Annotated in this window: 24 protein-coding genes and 1 tRNA gene; 17 read left to right on the top strand and 8 right to left on the bottom strand. The window is 56.4% G+C overall.

Annotated elements, in window-relative coordinates; all coding sequences use genetic code 11:
- Positions 1-3 precede the first annotated feature (3 nt).
- A complete protein-coding gene (locus GSVR_RS09255; RefSeq protein ID WP_173196591.1) occupies positions 4-186 on the bottom strand; it encodes a hypothetical protein in 183 nt (60 codons plus the stop codon).
- Between the two features lie 175 nt (positions 187-361).
- Positions 362-703, bottom strand: a complete 342-nt coding sequence (locus tag GSVR_RS09250; RefSeq protein ID WP_173196593.1) for a hypothetical protein — start codon at positions 701-703, stop codon at positions 362-364.
- 295 nt (positions 704-998) lie between these two features.
- On the opposite strand from GSVR_RS09250, the gene GSVR_RS09245 reads away from it, so the two are divergent.
- Both GSVR_RS09245 and GSVR_RS09240 read left to right on the top strand, forming a co-directional pair.
- Entirely contained in the window at positions 999-1742 is a 744-nt protein-coding gene (locus GSVR_RS09245) for a DUF2959 family protein (protein WP_173196595.1), read from the top strand.
- A gap of 156 nt (positions 1743-1898) precedes the next feature.
- Positions 1899-2345, top strand: coding sequence for an acyloxyacyl hydrolase (locus tag GSVR_RS09240; RefSeq protein ID WP_239077538.1), 447 nt, complete (start codon positions 1899-1901; stop codon positions 2343-2345).
- A gap of 163 nt (positions 2346-2508) precedes the next feature.
- Here GSVR_RS09240 and GSVR_RS09235 read toward each other — a convergent pair whose 3' ends face one another.
- From GSVR_RS09235 to gap, 6 genes are all read right to left on the bottom strand, one after another.
- A complete protein-coding gene (locus GSVR_RS09235; RefSeq protein ID WP_173196599.1) occupies positions 2509-2715 on the bottom strand; it encodes a hypothetical protein in 207 nt (68 codons plus the stop codon).
- Between the two features lie 130 nt (positions 2716-2845).
- Positions 2846-2932, bottom strand: a tRNA-Leu gene (locus GSVR_RS09230).
- Between the two features lie 58 nt (positions 2933-2990).
- Positions 2991-3350, bottom strand: coding sequence for a preprotein translocase subunit SecG (gene secG, locus GSVR_RS09225; protein WP_173196601.1), 360 nt, complete (start codon positions 3348-3350; stop codon positions 2991-2993).
- Positions 3351-3454: 104 nt separating this feature from the next.
- Positions 3455-4210, bottom strand: coding sequence for a triose-phosphate isomerase (gene tpiA, locus GSVR_RS09220; protein WP_173196603.1), 756 nt, complete (start codon positions 4208-4210; stop codon positions 3455-3457).
- Positions 4211-4218: 8 nt separating this feature from the next.
- On the bottom strand, positions 4219-5418 hold the full coding sequence (pgk, locus tag GSVR_RS09215; protein WP_173196605.1) for a phosphoglycerate kinase: 1200 nt from the start codon (positions 5416-5418) through the stop codon (positions 4219-4221).
- A 68-nt stretch (positions 5419-5486) separates the two neighbouring features.
- A complete protein-coding gene (gene gap, locus GSVR_RS09210) occupies positions 5487-6491 on the bottom strand; it encodes a type I glyceraldehyde-3-phosphate dehydrogenase (RefSeq protein ID WP_173196614.1) in 1005 nt (334 codons plus the stop codon).
- 319 nt (positions 6492-6810) lie between these two features.
- Here gap and GSVR_RS09205 point away from each other — a divergent pair, with 319 nt between their 5' ends.
- From GSVR_RS09205 to GSVR_RS09140, 15 genes are all read left to right on the top strand, one after another.
- Entirely contained in the window at positions 6811-9639 is a 2829-nt protein-coding gene (locus GSVR_RS09205) for an SLBB domain-containing protein (protein ID WP_173196616.1), read from the top strand.
- Positions 9640-9646: 7 nt separating this feature from the next.
- The gene (locus GSVR_RS09200; RefSeq protein ID WP_173196618.1) at positions 9647-10903 is read left to right on the top strand and encodes a Wzz/FepE/Etk N-terminal domain-containing protein; all 1257 of its coding nucleotides are present in this window, start codon (positions 9647-9649) and stop codon (positions 10901-10903) included.
- Positions 10893-11273, top strand: a complete 381-nt coding sequence (locus tag GSVR_RS09195) for a VanZ family protein (protein WP_173196620.1) — start codon at positions 10893-10895, stop codon at positions 11271-11273. Before GSVR_RS09200 ends, GSVR_RS09195 begins: the two co-directional genes overlap by 11 nt.
- 113 nt (positions 11274-11386) lie before the next feature.
- Positions 11387-12076 carry a phosphatase PAP2 family protein gene (locus tag GSVR_RS09190; RefSeq protein WP_239077500.1) on the top strand — a complete coding sequence of 230 codons (690 nt, stop codon included), beginning with the start codon at positions 11387-11389 and terminating at the stop codon, positions 12074-12076.
- Positions 12070-12765, top strand: coding sequence for an HAD family phosphatase (locus GSVR_RS09185; RefSeq protein WP_173196622.1), 696 nt, complete (start codon positions 12070-12072; stop codon positions 12763-12765). Before GSVR_RS09190 ends, GSVR_RS09185 begins: the two co-directional genes overlap by 7 nt.
- 235 nt (positions 12766-13000) lie before the next feature.
- Entirely contained in the window at positions 13001-14548 is a 1548-nt protein-coding gene (locus tag GSVR_RS09180; protein ID WP_173196624.1) for a PAS domain-containing protein, read from the top strand.
- 52 nt (positions 14549-14600) lie between these two features.
- The gene (locus GSVR_RS09175) at positions 14601-15248 is read left to right on the top strand and encodes a response regulator transcription factor (protein WP_173196626.1); all 648 of its coding nucleotides are present in this window, start codon (positions 14601-14603) and stop codon (positions 15246-15248) included.
- A gap of 155 nt (positions 15249-15403) precedes the next feature.
- Positions 15404-15856: a hypothetical protein gene (locus GSVR_RS09170; protein WP_203978850.1), complete on the top strand. Its 453-nt coding sequence runs from the start codon at positions 15404-15406 to the stop codon at positions 15854-15856.
- Positions 15857-15888: 32 nt separating this feature from the next.
- Positions 15889-16320 (top strand): response regulator, encoded by a 432-nt coding sequence (locus GSVR_RS09165; RefSeq protein ID WP_173196630.1) that lies wholly within the window; start codon positions 15889-15891, stop codon positions 16318-16320.
- Positions 16321-16324: 4 nt separating this feature from the next.
- Positions 16325-17599, top strand: a complete 1275-nt coding sequence (locus tag GSVR_RS09160; RefSeq protein WP_173196632.1) for an EAL and HDOD domain-containing protein — start codon at positions 16325-16327, stop codon at positions 17597-17599.
- Positions 17593-19365 (top strand): methyl-accepting chemotaxis protein, encoded by a 1773-nt coding sequence (locus GSVR_RS09155; RefSeq protein ID WP_239077499.1) that lies wholly within the window; start codon positions 17593-17595, stop codon positions 19363-19365. Before GSVR_RS09160 ends, GSVR_RS09155 begins: the two co-directional genes overlap by 7 nt.
- A gap of 117 nt (positions 19366-19482) precedes the next feature.
- A complete protein-coding gene (locus tag GSVR_RS22035; RefSeq protein WP_239077498.1) occupies positions 19483-19707 on the top strand; it encodes a hypothetical protein in 225 nt (74 codons plus the stop codon).
- A gap of 25 nt (positions 19708-19732) precedes the next feature.
- A complete protein-coding gene (locus tag GSVR_RS09150) occupies positions 19733-20137 on the top strand; it encodes a bacteriohemerythrin (RefSeq protein ID WP_173196634.1) in 405 nt (134 codons plus the stop codon).
- Between the two features lie 47 nt (positions 20138-20184).
- Entirely contained in the window at positions 20185-20403 is a 219-nt protein-coding gene (locus GSVR_RS09145; protein WP_173196636.1) for a hypothetical protein, read from the top strand.
- Positions 20404-20610: 207 nt separating this feature from the next.
- Positions 20611-21087, top strand: coding sequence for a cache domain-containing protein (locus GSVR_RS09140; protein ID WP_173196638.1), 477 nt, complete (start codon positions 20611-20613; stop codon positions 21085-21087).
- The last annotated feature ends 40 nt before the right edge of the window (positions 21088-21127 follow it).

Raw genomic sequence — 21127 nt, 5'->3', positions numbered from 1 at the left:
TGATCAGTGCTTGTGCGGCAGGCTTGTCAGCATGCTTTTCAGCTGGACGATCCCCTGCTCCAGTTCGGCAAGAACCGTTTCGAGGCGTTCCAGGTCATCTGTCTGGAGCTTGGCAGCAGAATCCCGGATCACACCGATCTGCAGTCCCAGCATTTCCTGTACCCGTGCGGTTTCGATATGTGTCACCGTCGGCTCCTTTCTTCAATCATCTGTTTTCACGAGCGGTCCGCGAACCGGAGCGGAATACCGGGGCGGTCGGTTGTTCACTCTTTGCGTGCATTGCCGCCTTTCCGGCGTCACCGCTGAATGATGGGTTTCGAACTTCAGGAAGGAAGCAAGAGGAAATGCGACGCAATCCCGGTCAGGCAGCGGCACGAGGGAGGGCAGGAGCTGATGCGGCTCTGAGCGAGCCGTGCCTGTCCCGGAATACCGATGCCAGCAACTTGCCGACGTACTCGTGCACTTCCGGCTCATCGCCCGCGAAAAAACCCGAGGGAAAGGCATCCGGGTAGTTGGCCAGCAAATGACGATTCAAGGCATACAGTGCAGGCATGACATCCTGTATGCCATCGTCACGTCCGGCGATGCCTCGTGAATAATGTTCCTGCGCCGCGTCCATGAACCTTTCCAGCAGTCTGATGGCTATGGCATCACCGGTTGCAACGACTTTATCGATAGAGGCGGCTTCATCATAGGTATCCATACGAACCTCAATCCAAAAGAAGCGGAAAATGCCTACAGGACCTATTCTATCAGACAACGCATTGCCGTCAAACGCGGGCGGTTTTAAGGGGTTACCTCGGCGATTGCCGGGAGAAATCGGCGCAGGCCATTTGACAACGCGGGCATCTCGATTAAACTAATAGCAGGTACACACCTTATATTTGCATCAAGCATTATTATACTTAAATTTTAATGTAACTAGATACAAGAGCAGTAAATCAAACGCCATGGTTTATATACACTATAACGCCATGCCGACCAAAGGAGGTCAGACCATGAAATACGCTGTAAATACAGTCGCAGTCATCGCAAGTATGATGCTGGCCGGGTTGACAGGTCTGTCGGGTTGCGCAACTACCGGAATGGAGCGCTCGGTAAAGGCAACGGATGCCATGCAGGTGGTGGAGAACGACTACAAACAGATCAATTCGCAGGTCGACGTGACCAACTCATCGCTGCAGGACCTCATCAGCCCCAACCAGACCGACATGAAACGAGCTTTGGAGTACTACAAGACAAATGTCGACAAGATGGAAAAACTGGCAAAGGATCTGGAAAAAAATACCGACAAGATGGCTTCTGAAGGCTTGAACTACTTCACCGAATGGGAAAAACAGGGGAATACCTACACCGATCCGCAGTTCAGGGATATCAGCGAGAAACGTCGCACCGAACAGCGCAATAATTTCACCAAGATCCCCGAGGCCAGCGCCGATTCGAGGAGAGCCATCCAGACCTATGTCGCCGATGCCAAGAACATCCATAAATACCTCTCCAACGACCTCACTCCCAAAGGGGTAGAGGCAGTCACTCCGCTTGCCAAGAAGACGATTCAGGAGGGGGAAGAGGTTAAAACGGCAACCAAGCCGGTGGTGGCCACGATCGATCGCACCAGAAATGCCATGGCTCAGGGCGGCATGGCCAGCGGAGCTGCAGCAGGAGCCGCAGCAGGCGGCCAAGTGCCGGAAAGCAAACCCGTTGAACAACAACAGCAGCCGCAACCCAAGAGCCAAGAGTGACAGGTGGCTTGCAGGCGCAGAGCTGATCGAAGTGCAGTTCCTGCGATTCGGTTGGCAGTGACAATCATTACGGTCGGATGGTACCTTCTGAGCACAGGCACAGCCCTGTGCTCAGATTCGTATCTGCGGGAAGGGTGGAACGAGTTTGGCGTGCGGATGGGGTTTCAGGTGGAATCGAGAGACGGTTATTTCCACCAGTACGAAGCCTTCGGAGTCTATGGGCTACCCTGGGAGTGGCACACCGATGAGGGATGGGGACTGCTGCCGGTGGCCAATGCCTCGCTCGGCGTGCTGCACGGCAGGGAGCGTACCGGCGTAATCGGAATGATAGGCACAGCGCTGGTTTTCGAGAAATCCGGGTGCGGTCTCAAGCCGGAGATGGGCATCAATGTAAACCTGCTGGACAGGCGGCATTTTGATGACAAGCTCTTCGGAAGCATTCTGCAGTTGGGCGCCTATGTTGGTTTGTCCTATCATTTAGAACCGGGCCTGGTGCTGAGTTACCATCTGCAGCACATCTCAAATGGGCATGTATTCTACTCACAGGACACCCCCAACCCCGGTCTGGACATGCATATGTTCGGCGTCAGCTGGAGCTTCTGAGCAATAACCGGAGATTACACGAACGAATCCGGGATAAGAAGTCACAGTGGAAAACTGAAGGAAGTCCGGTTGCAGCCGCTATTCGGCGCAACGGATGCACGACGCATGGCAACCGGTTTTTACATTTGCATCGTGTCCGCTGCGCGAATCCGTCTCCCGGTCCTCAATAAAGCTCCCGGTAGTCCCCAGCCACATGCGGAAAGATCTCGTGGCGCACCTCATGGTTCATTCCCAGTATTTTTCCGCAGGCGGCACAGAGATATTTATCCTCGCTGGTCGTGTATTCGCCCTGTTGACACTCCTCGCACCAGATACTGACATCACAGTTCTGCTCGGGCTGATCCGGCAGATTCAGCTTATGAGTAGCCATATCAGTCTCCTTTCCAACAGAGGTCCGGCGCCATATTTTCAGTATAACCCCTTCCGGAACATTTGCGAACAGTCCGATTCGCAGACTGTACAAACGAAAAAAGGCCCCTCGACAGGAGGAGCCTTCTGAATGGTGCGGTGGAATGGATTTGAACCATCACGAGGTTGCCCCCGCCAGCCCCTCAAGCTGGTGCGTCTACCAATTCCGCCACCACCGCAAACCGTTTAACCGAAAGAGTTAAGATGTATACCACAGGGAAAAACTGAATTCAAGTACTATTTCTTGGGTGCCTGAACCGGTGCTGCGGTCCCCTGAGCAGGCGCCGGAGCTGTCGGCTGGGGTGCTTGAACCGGCTTCTGTCCTGCAGCAGGCTTGGTCTTACCTGACATGATGGATGACGACGAAGGCTTGCCAGAAACATATGCCAGCGTCAGGGAGGTCAGCATGAAGATTATGGCGGCCCCGGTGGTCATTTTGCTCAGAAAGGTGGTACCCCCTCCGGCGCCGAAGACCGATTGGCTGCCGCTGCTCCCGAAGGAGGCGCCCATTTCGGCACCCTTTCCCGACTGCAGCAGTACAACGCCAACCAGAAAGAAACATACGATTATATGCAAAATTGTGAGAAAAATTGTCATTCTGCGTCCCCTGCCTACTTGATAAGAAAAAATATGTACCACAGCGCGCCCATCATTGTAAAGCTTTTATTGAACAGTGGCGGTTGCGGGAACTCCGGCCGCGATCATGCCCCGTAGTTTACGATAGCCGCGAAAGACTCCGCCACAAGGCTGGCCCCTCCAACCAGGGCACCGTCAATATCAGCCTGGGTCATCAGTCCCTTGACATTGTCGGGCTTGACGCTGCCGCCGTACAGAATACGCAGTTCCGCGGCAGCCGAGGTACCGAAAAGTTCTCCGATGAGCGCACGGATGGAGGCATGCACCTCCTGGGCCTGCTCATCGCTGGCTGTCTTGCCGGTGCCGATGGCCCAGACCGGTTCATAGGCAACGATGACGCGTGCGAGGTTATCGACGGAAAGCCCTGCCAATCCCTCTTTGACCTGTTTTCCTATGACGGCGAACGTGACGCCGGCCTCGCGTTCGGCAAGGGTTTCACCCACACAGACAATGGCTGTCAAACCGGCATCTAGAGCCGCCTTGGCCTTGTTGTTGACCGTCTGGTCGGTTTCCCCGAAAAACTGGCGCCGCTCCGAATGCCCTATGATCACATGGCTGCAGCCGGCATCCTTCAACAGCTTCGGTGCCACCTCTCCGGTGTAGGCCCCCTCTTCCTTCCAAAAGCAATCCTGAGCGGCAACCTGCACATTCGATCCGGCGGCGATATCCGCCACGCGGCTCAGGGCGGTGAATACGGGGGCCACGACTATTTCGACGCCTGTTGCTCCTGCTACCAGAGGCTTGAGTTCGCTCACCAGGGAGGTAGCCTCGCCGATGGTCTTGAAAAGTTTCCAGTTCCCTGCAATGACCGGCGTACGCATTGTTCCCCCTATTTCTTCGGTTTGATATCGAGAGCTTTGACGCCGGGCAACACCTTGCCTTCCAGGAGTTCGAGGAATGCTCCCCCTCCTGTGGAGATATAGCTCACCTTGTTGTCGACGCCTGCCTTGCGCACCGCCGAATCGGTATCGCCACCGCCGATAATGGTGGTGGCAAAGGCATTCCCCACCGCTTCGGCCACGGCAAAGGTGCCGCGGGCAAAGGCATCCATCTCGAACACCCCCATCGGCCCGTTCCAGATCACTGTTTTTGCGTCCCGCAGGGTTTCGGCGAAAAGTGTCGCCGAGGCAGGTCCGATATCGAGCGCCATCCAGCCAGCCGGTATCTCCTGAATCGTAGTAATGAAATTGGCGGCATTCGCTTCAAAGGCGTTAGCTACGACACAATCGACCGGGAGATAGAACATGACCCCCTTCTTTTTGGCCCTGTCCATGATCTTCTTGGCTGTGGGGATCAATTCATCCTCCACGAGCGATTTGCCGACCGAATAGCCCATTGCCTTGAGAAAGGTAAATGCCATGCCGCCGCCGATTACGACCTTGTCGACCTTGTTCACGAGAGTTTCGAGCACTTCCAGCTTGCCGGAAACCTTTGCTCCCCCCAGGATAGCAACCAGAGGGCGAACCGGATTCTGCATGGCCTTGTCGAAAAAGGTCATCTCGTTCCTCATCAGGAACCCGGCCGTAATGACCGGAATCACCTGGGTGATCGCCTCGACCGAAGCGTGGGCGCGGTGAGAAACGGCAAAAGCGTCGTTCACGTATATTTCGCAGCCATTGGCCAGCTTACCGGCAAATTCGGCGTCGTTTTTTTCTTCTCCGGGATAGAACCTGAGATTTTCGAGCATGATCACTTCGCCGGACTTCATGGTATCGATCATTTTGGCGACCTCGGGGCCAAAACAATCCGGTGCCTGCTGCACCTTTTTCCCAAGTAGTTCCGAAAGGCGTTTCGCGGCGGGCGCCATGGTATATTTCGGCTTGAATTCACCCTTCGGCCGCCCCAGGTGCGATGCCAGCACAACCTTCGCTCCCTGCTCCATGGCGTACTTTATGGTCGGTACGGCGCCGACTATGCGGGTATCCTCGGTGATGTTGCCCTTGTCGTCCTGCGGGACATTGAAGTCGACCCGAATGAATACCTTTTTGTCCTTCAGGTCCTTGACCTGGTCAATGTAGCGAATCGGCATGCTGTCCTCCATAAAAGAATTGAAAAAAGAGGGGGAACATTCCCCCTCTCGTGTGGTACGGCTTATCCCTACTGTTTCGAAGCGATCAGCTTGAACAGGTCGACAACCCGATGCGAGAAGCCGGCCTCGTTATCGTACCAAGAGACAACCTTGACGAGATTTTCACCGATGACCTTGGTGCAGGAGGCATCGACGATCGAAGAAAGCGGATTGCCGTTGAAATCGATCGAGACCAGAGGCTCCTCGCTGAAGCCGAGGATGCCTTTCAAAGGTCCGTTGGCGGCGTCTTTGAGGGCGGCATTTATTTTCTCGGCCTCGGCACCGTTTTTGAGAGTGGCAACCAGGTCGATGACGGAAACGTTCGGCGTCGGCACACGGATGGCCATGCCGTCCAGCTTCCCCTTCAGCTCCGGCAAAACCAGCGAAACTGCCTTGGCAGCACCGGTGGTCGTGGGTATCATGGACAAGGCAGCTGCCCGGGCGCGGCGCAGGTCCTTGTGGGGCAGATCGAGAATGTTCTGATCGTTGGTGTATGAGTGGACAGTGGTGACGAGCCCCTTCTCGATGCCGAAGGTCTCGTGCAGAACCTTGGCCACCGGTGCAAGGCAGTTCGTGGTGCAGGAGGCATTCGAAATGATCGAATGCTTCTGCGGGTCATAGAGGTGTTCGTTAACCCCCATGACAACGGTGATATCCTCTTTGGTTGCAGGGGCCGAAATTACAACCTTCTTGGCACCCGCCTGAAGATGCAGTTCTGCTTTTTCCCTCGCGGTGAACAGGCCGGTCGATTCGAGGACAATGTCGATGTTCTCGCTCTTCCAGGGCAGTTCGGCCGGATTTTTGACGGCAAAAATCTTGATGGTCTTGCCATTTACTATCAGGCTGTCCGCGGTATGCTCTACAGTTCCGGGGAACGGGCCATGAACGGAATCATACTTAAAGAGATGTGCCAGGGTCGCGGAATCGGTAAGATCATTGATTGCCACGAATTCGAGATCGCTGTCTTTGCTTGCCGCACGCAGAACCATTCTGCCGATCCTGCCAAACCCGTTGATTGCTAGACGTAATGCCATGAACTCGCCTCCTCATGTGGTAATGTGCTCATATGCCCATGCAACGGTTAAACAAACTCTCTAATAATAGATCATAATATCGAATCGTCAATATGATTTTCACCCGACCTGCCCCGCTGCCTGAAGTACCGCCGCCCCCACCTGGAAAGCGTACAGATTCATAGGGAGGCAGTATAGCTGCGTTGCAAAGATGACGACATCGCCGGCTCTTTGCCTGTTTTTCTGCAGCGGTCAAAAAAATTAATCAGGCTTTAATGTTGCCAGTGCCTATTAATGGTGCTATCTAATAATAATCTAATGTCATCCTCAGGAGTGATCCATGCATGTATGTGTGAAATGGTGCCTTGTCCTGATAGTGCTGCTCGTGACTGCAAGCCACGCCTTTTCAGCCCCTGAAGACGAAATACAGAAAGCATTGGATCAAAAAAAATTCAGCGACAACCTGAAAACGGATCTTTTTCCGGGTGAGTCGAGCATCAGGGGAACTACGGCTCCCAGCTCGGATATGGACGAGTTGAAAGCGCTGACCGAGAAGAACGATCAGCCGGTCTCCGGCAACCAGGAGATCACCAATGCGGCCAAAAAGCCGAAGATCGTGCTGAAAGTGGTCCCCGGAGACGGCCAGTTGAAACTGTCGTGGCTCTTGGTCAATTACCACCAGACAGTGGAAGAGGGGCAACTGAAGTACGTGGTCAGCTGGGGAATGGACCCGAGTTCCCTAAAACCCGTGGAGGTGGGTTCCGCTGATTCCTTTGTCATCAGGGAGCTCAAGAATCATCAGCCCTATTGCGTTCAGGTTACCGCCTACAAGTCCCGGAAAAAAGCCGAGAAGATACTATCCGACGAGAGATTCGCCACCCCGCTGCCGGCCGAAGAACTAAGCTCCACACTTGAAAACCTTTTCTCAAAGAAGAAATTGACGATGCAGGACAAGGTCGAACCCGAACCGTTCAAAAGAGAGTTGCGCCAGTTCGGCTACGACTTCTTCAAAAACAGCTCGCAAGTCCTGAACGGCCAGGACCTGCCGGTCAGCGGCAGCTATGCGCTCGGCCCCGGTGACACGCTCAACCTTACGATCTGGGGTTCTTTGAGTGCGCGACACGAGCTTTCCATCGACCGGAACGGCCAGGTCACGATACCGAAGATCGGTGTGGTGGTGGTTGCGGGCCTTTCGTATGATCAGGCGCGTGATGCCATCGACAGGGCAATTGCACGATACTACAAAAACTACAACTTCAATGTCACCCTCGGCAAGACACGCACCATCCAGGTTTTCGTGGTCGGCGAGGTGGAAACTCCCGGCAGCATCCCCATAAGCTCACAGGCAACCCTGATCAACGCCCTTTCCGCTGCGGGCGGACCATCCCGCAACGGCTCCCTGCGCAATGTAAGGTTGATGCGCGACGGCAAGCTCGTAACCGAGATCGACCTGTATGAGATGCTTCTTACCGGAGACCGCAGTCAGGATGTGCGTCTCCAGAACGGCGACACGATCCTGGTGCCGGTGATCGGTCCTGTTGCAGCCGTGGCCGGGGAGGTCAAACGGCCGGCCATATACGAACTGAAGGGAAAGGCTTCGTTGGCTGAGGTTATTCAAATGGCAGGAGGCATAACCGCCAGCGGCTATACCGGCAGAATCCAGGTCGAACGCGTTGCGAACAATACCGCAAAAATCGTGCTGGATTACCAGCTCAAAGATGAGCAGAAAGACCGCGTGCTGCAAAGTGCCGAGGTACTCGATCGGGATATGGTCAAGGTATTTCCGGTGCAGGAAGCGGTCCGCGATGTGGTCGTACTGCGCGGCAACGTGGCCAGGGCGGGGGAATACCAGTTCAAGCAGGGAATGCGCGTCAAGGATCTGATCGGCGATTTTTCCGATCTGCTGCCCGAGTCATATCTCGAAGCGGCAGAGGTGACACGGCTGGCTGCGCCCGATTACCACAGGGAGATTCTTACCTTCAACCTCCGCAAGGCCCTGAGTGGAGACAGCCACGACAACATCGAGCTGAAAGAACAGGATACCATCCGGGTGTTCTCCCGCTGGGAGATGCAGGAAAAACCGAAGGTTGCCATCAACGGCTATGTCATGTCGCCGGGAGCATATGATTTTTATCCGGGAATGACGATACGAGATCTGATTGCTGCAGCAGGCAGCACCAAGCGCAATGCCATCCTCGATACCGCCGAACTCACCAGGGTGGTGATAGCCGGGGACAAGGCGCTGTCAACCCGTGTAACGCTCAATCTGGCCAAAGCAATCAACGGGGATCCGCAACAGAATATGCCGCTGCAGGCGGACGATGTCCTGATCGTACGCGGGATTGCCGACTGGGTCGAAGCAACGGACAAATTCGTCACCCTGAGAGGCGAAGTGCGCTTTCCCGGTGTATACTCCGTCACGCGGGGAGAAAGGATCAGTTCGGTCATCGAGCGGGCTGGCGGCTACACCGACAAAGCCTATCTGAAAGGCTCCAGGTTCACGCGCCGCTCGGTAAAGGAAATCCAGCAGAAACGCATGGATGAAGTCATAATCCGCACCGAAAAGGACATTCTGCAAAAGCAGGCAGCACTGTCGTACGTAGCGGCTTCAAAGGAAGAACTGGAGGGGACCAGGGCAGCTCTGGAGGGCCTGCTGAAAAGTCTCGAGCGCCTCAGGAACCTCAAAGCCGAGGGGCGTATCGTCATCAGGCTGTCAAAACTGGAAGAGCTGAAGAAGAGCACCTATGATCTCGAAATGGAGGGGGGCGACATCATCGAAATCCCCTCCCGCCCGAATGTGGTCAACGTGATGGGGCAGGTCTACAATCCGACGACCTTCGTCCACCTCCCGCAGACTTCCGATGTGGGGGCATACCTTTCCAAAGCCGGCGGACCGACCCGGGATGCCGAAGATTCGGACATGTATATCATCAGGGCGGATGGTTCAGTGTACAGCAGACAGCAGTCATCGTTCGGTATCAAATGGAGCGACGAGACCCGCACATGGAATTTCGGCAGTTTCATGTCCACGTTCATGGATCCCGGCGACACGCTGGTTGTGCCGCAGAAGCTTGAGCGTACCGCCTGGCTTCGCGACATAAAGGATATCACCACCATACTTTCACAAGTGGCTCTGACGGCCGGTACGGTATTCCTTTGGTTCAAATAGGGCTGATATGACAGATAAAAAACTAACAGACAAACCTTCTCTTGTGCAGGTGAGCGATACGACCACCCTGCTCCGCTCTCCCGGCTACCTTCCCGATGAACAGGACATCAATCTGCTGGAGCTGATGCTGATTGTCGTGAAACGGAAGGCCTTCATCATCAAACTCTGCATGGCGGCAGCGATCATTTCCCTCTGTTACTCGCTGACTCTCAAAAACATATATACCGCCACTGCAAAGATTCTGCCCCCCCAGAAAGACTCATCAGGCGGCTTGTCGGCCCTGCTCGGTCAGGCCGGCGGTCTGGCTGGCCTGGCAAGCGGCATGGGGCTGGGAGGGGGGTCCTCCGACCTTTATCTTGGAATACTGAAAAGCCGTTCCGTGGCGGACGCGGTTATCAATAAGCTCGATCTGCTGAAGGAATTGAAGAAAAAAGATGTGGACGAGGCCAGATCCACATTGACCGGTATCGTACGCTTCAAGACAAGTAAAGATGGCATCATCAGCATCGAGGCTGACAGCAGGGATCCTCGAAAAGCGGCGCTGCTGGCCAATACTTTTGTTGAAGAACTCAGCCGCCGCAGTGTACAGTTGAATCTCTCCAAGGCAGGTTCGGAAAGGATCTTTCTCGAGAAGCGCCTGGAAGTCGTCAAACAGGATCTGCGCACTGCCGAAAACGACATGAAATCGTTTCAGGAACAATACAAGACCATCAAGGCGGACTCCCAGGCCACTGCCGCAATCGAGGGTATTGCCCGCCTGAAAGCCGACATAACCGCAAAGGAAGTGCAGCTGGCCGCATTACGGAACTCCATGACTGATGAAAGCAACGAAGTCAGGATCGTTCAGGCTGCGCTCGGCAAACTCAAAAGTCAGCTCGGCAGTCTGACCGGCCGTGGCGGGATGGATGTGATTCCTTCCGTGGGCAATGTGCCTTCCCTGGGGGTCGAGTATGTCCGCAAACTGCGGGAGCTGAAGATTCAGGAAGCTATTTTCGAACAGCTCACCAAACAGTTCGAGATAGCAAAAATCAATGAGGCCAAGGATTCGTCGAGTCTGCAGGTACTTGACGAGGCGGTGCCCCCCCTGAAGAAGAGCAAACCGAGGCGCTCGCTCATTGTCGGTTTATCAATCGTCGCCGCCTTCTTTATTTCTATTTTCATTGTGTTCATCCAGGAGTATCTTGCAAAGGTGTCTCCCCAGGATGCACTGATCATACGCGACATCAAGACCTCTCTTCTTCGAATCAAGCGCAATGACACCTGAGCGGCGACATATCCCCTGGATGATAGCGGCGATAACTTGGACCGCTGCGCTTCTCTATTTTTCGCTGATACCGTCACCTCCCCATGTGGAGGGGTTTTGGGGATGGGATAAATTTCAACACGCCTTTTCCCTGGGGGTGATGTGTCTGCTTATAGCAATTACCTGTCTGATCATGCAGACCTCCCTGAAAAAAGCCTGCCAGATCGGCTTGGTTTCGGCTATCATCTGCGGAGGACTGATAGAGATTTTTCAGGGATTGTTCACCACCAGCCGGGAAGCGGACATTCGCGATTTTGAAGCGGATGCCCTTGGGGCCCTGTTGGCCACTGCATTTCTAATACTTATGGTAAAGTACCGAGGCAGACGTTGATTAAAAGAATACTGACTGTTCTCCTTTTCTTCCCGCTCTTTTCATCACCCGTTTTTGCGGCGGATAACGAGGGGTTTTCACCGGCTGATGAAGTGGTCATGGCCGCAGTCCGATTGAAGGACGAAACGATCAGCCTGCTCTCACAGCCGGTACAGAGAGAAAACATTGCGGCAACCCTGGGAGTTGTTACCGCCACATCCCTGACGTATATCTTCGACAAGGAAATTTTCGAAAAACTGCAAACCGTCAAGAGTGCCGGCGTTGATAAGGCTACCAACATAGGCTCAACGATCGGTAATCCGATACTGCATCTCGGCATTGCCGCCGGCATGTACGGACTCGGCATAGCGGCCGACTCGCCCAAATGGAAAGAGACCGGCGAGATGGTCGGTGAAGCCCTGATCCTTGCCGATGCATCGACATTCATCATCAAGGAAGCCACGGGCAGAGGAAGGCCCACTGTAACTGCACATAAAGGGGACTTTAAACCATTCGGGTTCAAAAATGATTACGATTCCTTCCCGTCGATGCATACTTCCAGCTCTTTTGCATTGGCGTCAGTGATGTCTGCCACGACGGAAAGCATCCCCGTGAAGGCACTTTACTATTCCGCCGCAACCTTTGTTGGATTCTCGCGCATGCAGGAAAACAAGCACTGGGCGAGTGATGTCGTATTCGGAGCCCTTCTGGGAGAGTTGTGCGGCCGGGTCGTTGTACAGTATCATGTATCAGGAAATAAACTTGCCATAGCCCCGCAGACCTACGAAAGTGGCGCGGGCCTGGCACTGGTGGGGAAATGGTAAAATTTCAGAACGGAATAGAGGCAGGGTGTTTCATCTTTGATTTCGACGGCATAATCGTTGATACCGAACCACTTCATTACCAGGCATTTCAAAAGGTGCTCGAACCGCTGGATTCAGGGTTCTCCTGGCAGGAATACGTCGATACCTACATGGGATTCGACGATCGGGACGCCTTCATCGAGGCATTTTCCACCCAAGGCAAAGGGCTGACAACGCAAGAGCTGCACACCCTGATAGACCGGAAAGCGAATATCTTTCAGGATATCATCCGGAGCGGCATTGCCCCCTATCCCGGAGTCGTGGCACTCATCAGAAAGCTGCGCGCGCATCGTATCCCGATCGCCATCAGCAGCGGCGCTCTCCGCTGTGACATCGACCCCATTCTCGGCACGCTCGGCATCAGCGACTGCTTTGAGGTCATCGTCACTGCGGACGACGTCTCCAAGAGCAAGCCTGATCCGGAGAGCTACCGTCTTGCCTTTGAGAAGCTGAAAGCGCGCAACCCGGCAGGAGCACTCACCCCGGCACGCACTATCGCCATAGAAGACACCCCGGCCGGCATTTCATCAGCTCGGGGGGCCGGCCTGCAGGTTGTTGCCGTTACCAACAGCTATCCTCGGGAATACCTCACCCAGGCGACCTGCATCGTCCCATCGCTGGAGGAGCTGCTTGATTCCAGCTTCCCCTGAGTTTTCAAGCGATTAATTTTTTCCGCCCTCTCCAGAACCTGGCGCCGATCTCATAAATCCCCCCACCCCAACAACTGGCCCAAGAGGCCGTGCAGCCTGCAGCAGCTCGTAAACGCCCCATCTCTCATGTGAGAGGTGGGGCGCTCTGATTTCAGGATCGTCACTTTCTGAACAGCTTGTGAATGATGAGCAGTGAATGGTAAGGTGAAGAACCTTTACCCTCAGGAGAGCTCCCATGCAGCCTTCCTCCCCGGTTTTTTACGATTTTTTCAGGAATAATACCGTTCCCCAGATCATGATCATGGCTGGTACCGGCCGCATTGTCCAGGCCAACCCCGCCGCCTGCAGCTATTACGGGTTTGACGGCTCTTCCCGAAACCTGCCGTGTCTGACCGATCTGGACACCAATCATCCGATAGTGACCATGGCCGAACTCAACCTGGCTGCCAAAGGGATCGAACACAGCATCAGAAGCACCCACAGGACCGTCCTGGGAGAGCGTGAAGTCCGCCTCCGCACCTGCGCCGCAGATTTCGGCCCGGAGATCTTCGTCCTGGCTACTGTTGACGATATTACCCAGCAGCTCACCCGGGAAAAGAACGTACAGGCTGACGAAGAACGCTGGCGCTTTGCTCTCAGCGGCAGCGGAGACGGTGTCTGGGATTGGGACATCACCAGCGATCAGCCCTCCTGCTCGCCGCACTGGAAGGAGATGCTCGGGTACGGACGTCACGAAATCGGAGACGACATCAGGGACTGGCACGCGCTCATTTACGATGAGGACAGAGACCAGGTGACAACCGCCTATGAAAAAATACTTGCCGGCGGTTGCAACCGTGTGGAGCTCGAGTACCGCATGCGTCACAAAATGGGGGACCTGATCTGGGTGCTGGCCCGATGTACCGTACTCAGATGGGAACCGGACGGACGGCCTGCCCGGATCATTACCGTTCACAGCGACATCACCCTGCACAAAAAGAATGAAGCGGAACTGCGGTCGTTCGGAGAGACCCTGGAACGGGTGGTGGTTCAGCGCACCGAGGCTTTGAACCTTGAGCTGGCCATGCGCATGGAGACCGAACGGCGCCTGCTCGCCTTTCAGGAACGGCTCAGCGCTTTGACCGAGGAGCTGTGCCTGACCGAGGAACGGGAGGGCAGAAGGCTGGCCGCCTGGCTGCACGATGATGTCGGCCAGAACCTGGCACTGCTGAAGATCAATCTGGATCGGTTGTCCAAAAGCCTGTCGGGAGGGAACGACCGCTTCCGGGAGATGTCCACCCTGCTGACCGCCACCATAGAAGAAATCAGGGCGCGCACCATCCTGATAAGCCCTCCCGTGTTGCAAAAACTGGGGTTGGTGCCGGCGCTTTCAAAACTTGCCAATGACATGGGAAACATGCACGGGTTTTCCGTGCATATCGACGCGCCTCAGCCTCTGCCCGAACTTTCCGTATCCTTGCGCTCCACCCTCTACCGTATTGTCAGGGAATTGCTCATAAATATCGTGAAACATGCAGCGGCAAGCCATGTTTCCCTGAACATGTCCTGCGACGGCATGCAGTTGGAGATACGTGTTCAGGACAATGGGCAGGGCTTTGACAGGGAACGGCATGAAGCCACGGCTACTGCAAACAACTCGTTCGGCCTGTTTCACGTAATGCAGCGGATCAATCTGCTGGGGGGGGCGTTCACCATCGATTCCGCTCCCGGCCGGGGCTGCGTCTGTGCCATTCAGGTTCCGGCGCTTCAAGATGCTCCAGGGAACCAGGATTTTCCCGATTGACATATTGCTCCAGAAGGTAGATGCAGGTACCCGGATGAAGAGGAGCAAGCACATGGATACGATAAAGGTGATACTGGTCGAAGACCATGCCATATTCCGCACCGGGCTGAAGACGATCCTTGATGATGAGCCTGCCATCGAGATTGCGGGCGAAACGGGAAAAGGGCTCGAGTCAATCTCCATGGCGGTCGCGCTGCGGCCCGACATCATCATTATGGATATCGGGCTGCCCGACCTGGACGGTATTGAGAGCTCCCGCCGCATTCTTGACGCAGCGCCGGAGTGCCGCGTGATAATGCTTTCCATGCACAACGAACCGGAGATTGTCTGCGCGGCCCTTGATGCCGGCGCCCATGGCTACCTGCTGAAGGACTGCGCCGCCGAAGAGTTGCTGGAGGGCATAGCCACCGTCCTGCGCGGCGAAACATTCATCAGCCGGCACGTTGCCGGCGCCGTGGTGCGCACGCTGCTGACACAATCCAAACCTGCCTCGCCGGCATCACCGAAGCTGTCACCGCGTGAAACGCAGATTCTCGCCATGCTTACCCAAGGGAAAAACAACAAGGAAATCGCCTTCGAACTTGCCATCAGCATCAAGACCGTTGAAACCCACCGCCAGCAACTGACCAGGAAACTCAACCTTTACAGCCTTGCCGACCTCACCCGCTATGCAATCCGCACCGGCCTGATTTCTCCCTGACAGAGCATCGGGATTTTCCCGACCCCTTCCCTTCCTTTTTCCGAGTCCTGTTTTACAGCCGACCCGTCTATAGTCGCAGCACGAATACCCTGCTGCCCGGCTGCATCCGTGCTTCCGGCTTACTCATCCATGAAAAGGAGACGTAGTGCATGCGTGTGCTGATTGCCGACGACAATGAGAAGCGCAGAAAGAACCTGGTCGGAATTTTTTCCGCGTACTGCGAGGTGGACTCCGTTGAGGGAGGTGCGGAGGCAGTGGCTCTTTTCATGCGATGTCACGATTCATCAAAACCCTATACGTTCATAGTGCTGAGTCATCCGATACGGACGATGGAAGCGCCGGAAGCATTCCGCCTGATCCGCGCATACGAACAGAGGCAAGGGTGCCTTTCCAAAAGCACGATATGCGTGCTCTCCTCGACCCCCGACTGCCGGGAAGTATTCTCAGGTCTGCTCGGGAACGATCCGCAGGTGTTTTTTCACTTCACGCACGTTGACCCGTCCGGGCTTCTCGCCCTGTTCAGGGAGAGCACTCAGAAACGCCTTGCGGAGTCCGTCCGCAAGAAAATAGTGCCCTCCATGAAAACCCGGCTCGATTTTTATTCATAGCCTTCACGTATCCTGTCCTGCACCGCGACACTATGAAAAAAAAGAAGAAGCTCTCCAACCTTATGCGTTTTCTCGTCGTGAATGCCGACCGGCATGCCAGAATTCTGATTTCCGGCGCGCTCGACGGTCTCGGCCGGATAGACGAGGCGGAAAACGGCAGGGAAGCCCTGTTCAAGTTCATCACATCCAGCAATCAGGGCAAACCGTACGGAGTCATAGTGCTTGATCACGAGATGCCGGTCATGAACGGCAGCGAAACGTACCGCATGATCCGGCTATTCGAGTTGGACCATCACGCCATGGGCGGGACAACCACGTTCCTGCTGACCTCAGAACACACCGACCTCGAAGAAACCTTCAGCCATGCGCTGGGACGCGATCCTCATCTGAAAGTTCTTGGAAATCCGCGTGACCTGGGGAAGCTTCGCCAGTTTCTATACGCGGACAGTGACTCTGAGAAGTAATCACATGGCAAGCTTCACCGAGTACTGCCACATGGGTCGCCAGCCAATCTTCGACAGGGATGGCCTGATCGTTGCCTTCGAACTTCTTTTCAGGACTTCCGGCCAGGAGGAGGCCCGTATCGGCGATGCCTCCCGGGCCACGGCAGAGGTGATCGTGAACACGCTGTCGCGTTTTGGCCTGAACGGTATCCTGAACGACAAGCAGGGGTTCATCAACGTCGATGCCGACCTGCTCATGTCCGACAGTATGAGCCTTCTGCCCAACGACAGGATCGTGATCGAGCTTCTGGAAACAGTGGAACCGGATGCCGGGGTGGTGGACAGGTGCGTGCAGCTGGCCCGCGAAGGATTCACGATCGCGCTCGATGATCACGTATTCCGGGAAGACTATGCGGAGATATACGACGTGACCGGCATCGTCAAGCTGGATGTGCGGGCATTGTCGCGGGGCGAGTTGACCGAACAGGTGGACATCCTGAAAAAGAGGCCGGTGCGGCTCGTTGCGGAAAAGATCGAGACCGAGGATGAGTTCCAGTGGTGCAGGTCGCTGGGGTTCGACCTGTTCCAGGGCTACTATTTCGCGCGTCCCGTGGTCCTGAAGAAGAAAAGCGCCGCCCTGTCGGGTGCCGTGCTGCTCGACCTTTTCCGTCAGGTGGCGAGCGACGCCGAGACCGAACAGATCGAAAAGATCGTCAAGGGCAATCCGGGACTTTCATACGGCCTGCTCCAACTGGTCAATTCAGTGACGTTCGGCATGCGTGCCAAGATCGGTACCGTGCGGCATGCCATCTCGATCCTGGGGCGCCGCCAATTGCGGCGCTGGGTGCAACTGGCTGTCTTTGCGGGCCACGACGAACAGGGAGAAGAGAATCCCCTGCTCGATATCGCCGGGTGGCGTGCCAGGTTCATGGAGGTTGCGGCCGGACGGCACCCGCAGCTCGCGCACGATCCCGACGCCCCGGGATCCGCGTTTCTGACCGGCATCCTGTCCGTGCTCGACCGGATGCACGACCTGCCTATGTCCGTGGTCGTGGAAGAGCTGAATCTTCATGAGCGGGTGCGGATGGCGCTTCTTTCGCGGGAAGGAGCGATCGGCGAGATCATGCGGCTGGCCGAGGCGGTCGAGCGGTGCGATTTCCGGACAGCCGACCGGATCGCGGCGGCATGCGGCCTCGGAGCTGCGCTGCTGGAGGACGAAATCGAGGCGTCCCTGTGGCGGCAGAGCATGGGAACACCGCCTTCGCGTTGCACACATCCCCCAGGAGAATCTTCATGCTGAATTCGCTTTCCCTTAAAATCCTCGGAATCATCGGCCTGACGTTGTTCATCGGTTTCACCATCCTGGGCATCACCACACTCTGGCTGAGCATGGCTTCCGGCATCAAACAGCAGACGCGCGCCTCGCGCGATTCCGCGGTCCTGATCAGGCGGGTGGTGGACGATTACATGATGAGGGCCGACCAGGAGGGGCTCGACCGCTATATCTCGCAGGTAAAAGGTACGGCCGATGTGCTCGATCTCAGGATCTTCAATCGGGAAGCCAGACAGCGGGGCAACGATCCGACGCAGGATCAGCGCGTCCTGGAGGCGTTCCGGAACGACACGGAACGCGCGATCACGGAAAAGGCCGCAAACGGCGACCACATACTTACCATCGTCACCCCCTTGCGGAACGAGCAGCGTTGCCGACAGTGCCACACGGAAACCGGCCATGTGGGGGCGGTCATGCTGACCGCCTCGCTGGAGCAGGGCTACCGGGACACCCGACGCCTCATGCTGACCCTCTGCGGCCTGGGCGGTTCCTGTTTTCTGCTGCTCCTGGGAGGCATGTACCTCTTTTTTCGGGGCACGATCATCCGCAATGTCCTGGAAATGTCGGAAACAGTCCATATGCTCGCACAGGGTGAAGGAGATCTGACCATCGTGCTGCCCGTCCGCACCAGGGACGAGATCGGCAGGCTGGGTTCCGGGATCAACCACCTGGTTGCCAAGCTCAATGAAATAATTTCCACCCTGTACGAACAGGCCGGCCGGATCGCCCTGTCTACCTGCCGCACCATGGGCGGGGTCGACCGCCTGAGCGCCGCCATTGCCGAACAGAGGGAACTGGCCGCATCGGTGGCCGTCGCGTCGGAGGAAATGGCCGCCACCCTCAACGACGTGGCCGGCACGACCATCAAGGCCTCGGAGCTCTCCCGCAGGGTGGACGGTGCAGCCCATGACGGGCAGGGGGTGGTTTCCGATGCCGCCGCCAGCATGGACCGGATCCGGGCCGGCGTGGACACGACCCTGACCGTCATGGTGCGGCTGGGAGACTCGTCGGACCGGATCGGCACCATCCTCGGCCTGATTGAGGACGTGGCCGACCAGACCAATCTGCTGGCCCTCAACGCCGCCATCGAGGCGGCGCGCGCCGGCGACGCCGGGCGCGGCTTCGCCGTGGTCGCCAACGAGGTCAAGGTGCTCTCCGGCAAGACCTCCGCCTCGACCAGGGAGATCGCGGACATCATCAAGAGCATCCAGACCGATATCCGGGAGGCCATGAGCTCCATCGAGGACGCGAAAGATCTCGTGGATACGGGGATCGCCACCACCGGCCGGGTCAGCACCCAGATCGCCGGCATCCGGAACCTGGCCTCGGAATCGGCGGATATGATCGACTCCATTGCCGGCGCCACCGAGGAACAGAGCGCCACCACCGGAGAAATCTCCGCCAAGATCCACCAGGTCTCCGAAACAGCCACGCAGACGCAGAGCCACATGGAGCACCTGGCCGGCACTTTCGGCCAGATCTCCCTGGCCGCCGAACACATCTACGCCACGGTCGGGCGCTTCAATGTGGACAACTACCACTGCGCCATCAAGAAGCTGCTGATGGAGTTGCGCGACACGGCAGCGGCGGCGCTCGAAAGGGCCGTGGCCGAGAACAGGATATCCCCGGAGGCCCTGTTCAGCACCGACTACCAGCCGATACCCGGCACCTGGCCGCAGAAGTTCAGCACCCCCTTTGACAGGCTCTTCGACGAGATCATCTCCCCGCTCTAGGAGGAGATCCTCGGCAGGGACAGCAGGATCGCCTTCGCCATCTGCGTTGACCGTACCTCCGGGTATGTTCCCTCCCACAACCTGCGTTACAGCAGGCCGCTGACCGGCGACCGCGATGTGGACCTGCAGAACAACCGGACCAAGCGCAAGTTCAACGACCGCACCGGCCTGCGGGCCGGCAGCAATACCGAGCCGCTCCTGCTCCAGACCTACGCCCGCGACACCGGCGAGATCATGAACGACATCTCGACGCCGCTCCTGGTCAACGGCAAGCACTGGGGCGGCGTGAGGATCGGCTACCGCGACCAGGAGGGCGCATTCACCCGGGAATCACGGCAATAACATCACCAACGGAGGTAGGGAAGTAATGGCATTGATGGAATGGAACGCTTCGCTCAGCACCGGTATCAAAAGATTCGACAACGACCACAGGAGACTGGTGGACATGGTCAACAACCTGCACGATGCCATGAAGGCAGGCATGGGGAATCACGTGGTCGGCGAGATCCTCGACCAACTCGTGAACTATACCGGTCAGCATTTTGCGTCGGAAGAATCGCAGATGAGGCTCCACAACTACCCGGAGTACATGGCCCACAAAAAGCTCCATGACGCCTTGGTAGCGCAGGTTGCCGACATACGGAAACAATTTGTTCAGGGCACGGCCCTGCCGTCCAATCTGCTGGAGTTTCTGAAGAAGTGGCTTACCCTCCACATCATGGGCGAAGACAAGAAGTATGGTCCATTCCTCGCGAGCAAGGGGTTGATGTAGTTATCAGCCGGCGGCCCTACCCGCTGTCCGGCCTGTCGGAGGAAATAATGAAAAAGCCGTGCATACAATGCCCGAACATCGCTAACCCCTTTCTCGAATGCCTGTACAACGATCTGGCCGAACAGGACACGATCCGGCAGGACTATTGTCTCAATCAGTTTTACGACTGCCCGGTCTTCCGGGGGCTCAAGGAATATGTCCCCTGCCGGCAGTGTCCGGTTCAGCACTGTCCGGCCAGGTCCCTGCCGACTTTCCGCAGAGACTGAATCCTCTCCGTGTTTCAAATACCCTTTTTCAGGATCATTGAACCGCCGAATCCCGGATGAAACGGGAGGGGGCATGGGTCGTAGTGCCTATGGGGGCACGGAACCCCTAGGGAATTTTCCTGCCCTGCCGGGTAATTTCCCGAGTAGCGCCGCTTCCGGGTTTTGCCATACATTCGGCACACACCACTTTTCAGAGGGAGGTTCTTTATGCGGTTCAGAATGGTACTGGCAATATGCCTTGTGATCGTTTTCGGCGTGTGCGCTTTTGCGGAGCCGGAGGCGCCCACCAAGAACGACGCAAAGGCGCTCGTGAAGCAGGCGGTCGCCTTTGCGAAGGAAAACGGCAGGGATAAGTTCTTCAGCGAGGTGAGAAGCCCCAACGGCAGGTTCCATTACAAGGAAGGGACGAAGAAGGGACTCTACATCTTCGTCTATGACGAGAAGGGGGTTGTCCTGGCCCATGGGGTACGGCTCGAACTGACGGGCAAGAACCGCTGGAACGACAAGGACCCGGACGGCAAGTACTGGATCCGCGACTGGACCGACCTCGTGCACAAGAGCGGCAGCGGATGGATACAGTACAAGGAATTCAACCCTGCGGACAACCACAGGATCATGGATAAGCTCTCCTTTGTGGAGCTTGTGGATGGCATGGTCATCGGCTGCGGAATCTACGCAAAGTAGGTTTGCGCCTGAATGCATCTCCCGGTAATTCCCCTGCCCG

Source organism: Geobacter sp. SVR (genome assembly GCF_016865365.1).
GTDB lineage: Bacteria > Desulfobacterota > Desulfuromonadia > Geobacterales > Pseudopelobacteraceae > Pelotalea.
Note: the sequence above shows the minus strand (reverse complement) of the source record. Positions and strands in the feature narration are given on the sequence as shown.

Bases quoted from the DNA above. Each gene is read 5' to 3' on its own strand.
- GSVR_RS09250 (WP_173196593.1), bottom strand. From the start codon at position 703: ATGGATACCTATGATGAAGCCGCCTCTATCGATAAAGTCGTTGCAACC.
- GSVR_RS09245 (WP_173196595.1), top strand. From the start codon at position 999: ATGAAATACGCTGTAAATACAGTCGCAGTCATCGCAAGTATGATGCTG.
- GSVR_RS09240 (WP_239077538.1), top strand. From the start codon at position 1,899: ATGGGGTTTCAGGTGGAATCGAGAGACGGTTATTTCCACCAGTACGAA.
- GSVR_RS09235 (WP_173196599.1), bottom strand. From the start codon at position 2,715: ATGGCTACTCATAAGCTGAATCTGCCGGATCAGCCCGAGCAGAACTGT.
- secG (WP_173196601.1), bottom strand. From the start codon at position 3,350: ATGACAATTTTTCTCACAATTTTGCATATAATCGTATGTTTCTTTCTG.
- tpiA (WP_173196603.1), bottom strand. From the start codon at position 4,210: ATGCGTACGCCGGTCATTGCAGGGAACTGGAAACTTTTCAAGACCATC.
- pgk (WP_173196605.1), bottom strand. From the start codon at position 5,418: ATGCCGATTCGCTACATTGACCAGGTCAAGGACCTGAAGGACAAAAAG.
- gap (WP_173196614.1), bottom strand. From the start codon at position 6,491: ATGGCATTACGTCTAGCAATCAACGGGTTTGGCAGGATCGGCAGAATG.
- GSVR_RS09205 (WP_173196616.1), top strand. From the start codon at position 6,811: ATGCATGTATGTGTGAAATGGTGCCTTGTCCTGATAGTGCTGCTCGTG.
- GSVR_RS09200 (WP_173196618.1), top strand. From the start codon at position 9,647: ATGACAGATAAAAAACTAACAGACAAACCTTCTCTTGTGCAGGTGAGC.
- GSVR_RS09195 (WP_173196620.1), top strand. From the start codon at position 10,893: ATGACACCTGAGCGGCGACATATCCCCTGGATGATAGCGGCGATAACT.
- GSVR_RS09185 (WP_173196622.1), top strand. From the start codon at position 12,070: ATGGTAAAATTTCAGAACGGAATAGAGGCAGGGTGTTTCATCTTTGAT.
- GSVR_RS09180 (WP_173196624.1), top strand. From the start codon at position 13,001: ATGCAGCCTTCCTCCCCGGTTTTTTACGATTTTTTCAGGAATAATACC.
- GSVR_RS09175 (WP_173196626.1), top strand. From the start codon at position 14,601: ATGGATACGATAAAGGTGATACTGGTCGAAGACCATGCCATATTCCGC.
- GSVR_RS09165 (WP_173196630.1), top strand. From the start codon at position 15,889: ATGAAAAAAAAGAAGAAGCTCTCCAACCTTATGCGTTTTCTCGTCGTG.
- GSVR_RS09160 (WP_173196632.1), top strand. From the start codon at position 16,325: ATGGCAAGCTTCACCGAGTACTGCCACATGGGTCGCCAGCCAATCTTC.
- GSVR_RS09155 (WP_239077499.1), top strand. From the start codon at position 17,593: ATGCTGAATTCGCTTTCCCTTAAAATCCTCGGAATCATCGGCCTGACG.
- GSVR_RS09150 (WP_173196634.1), top strand. From the start codon at position 19,733: ATGGCATTGATGGAATGGAACGCTTCGCTCAGCACCGGTATCAAAAGA.
- GSVR_RS09145 (WP_173196636.1), top strand. From the start codon at position 20,185: ATGAAAAAGCCGTGCATACAATGCCCGAACATCGCTAACCCCTTTCTC.
- GSVR_RS09140 (WP_173196638.1), top strand. From the start codon at position 20,611: ATGCGGTTCAGAATGGTACTGGCAATATGCCTTGTGATCGTTTTCGGC.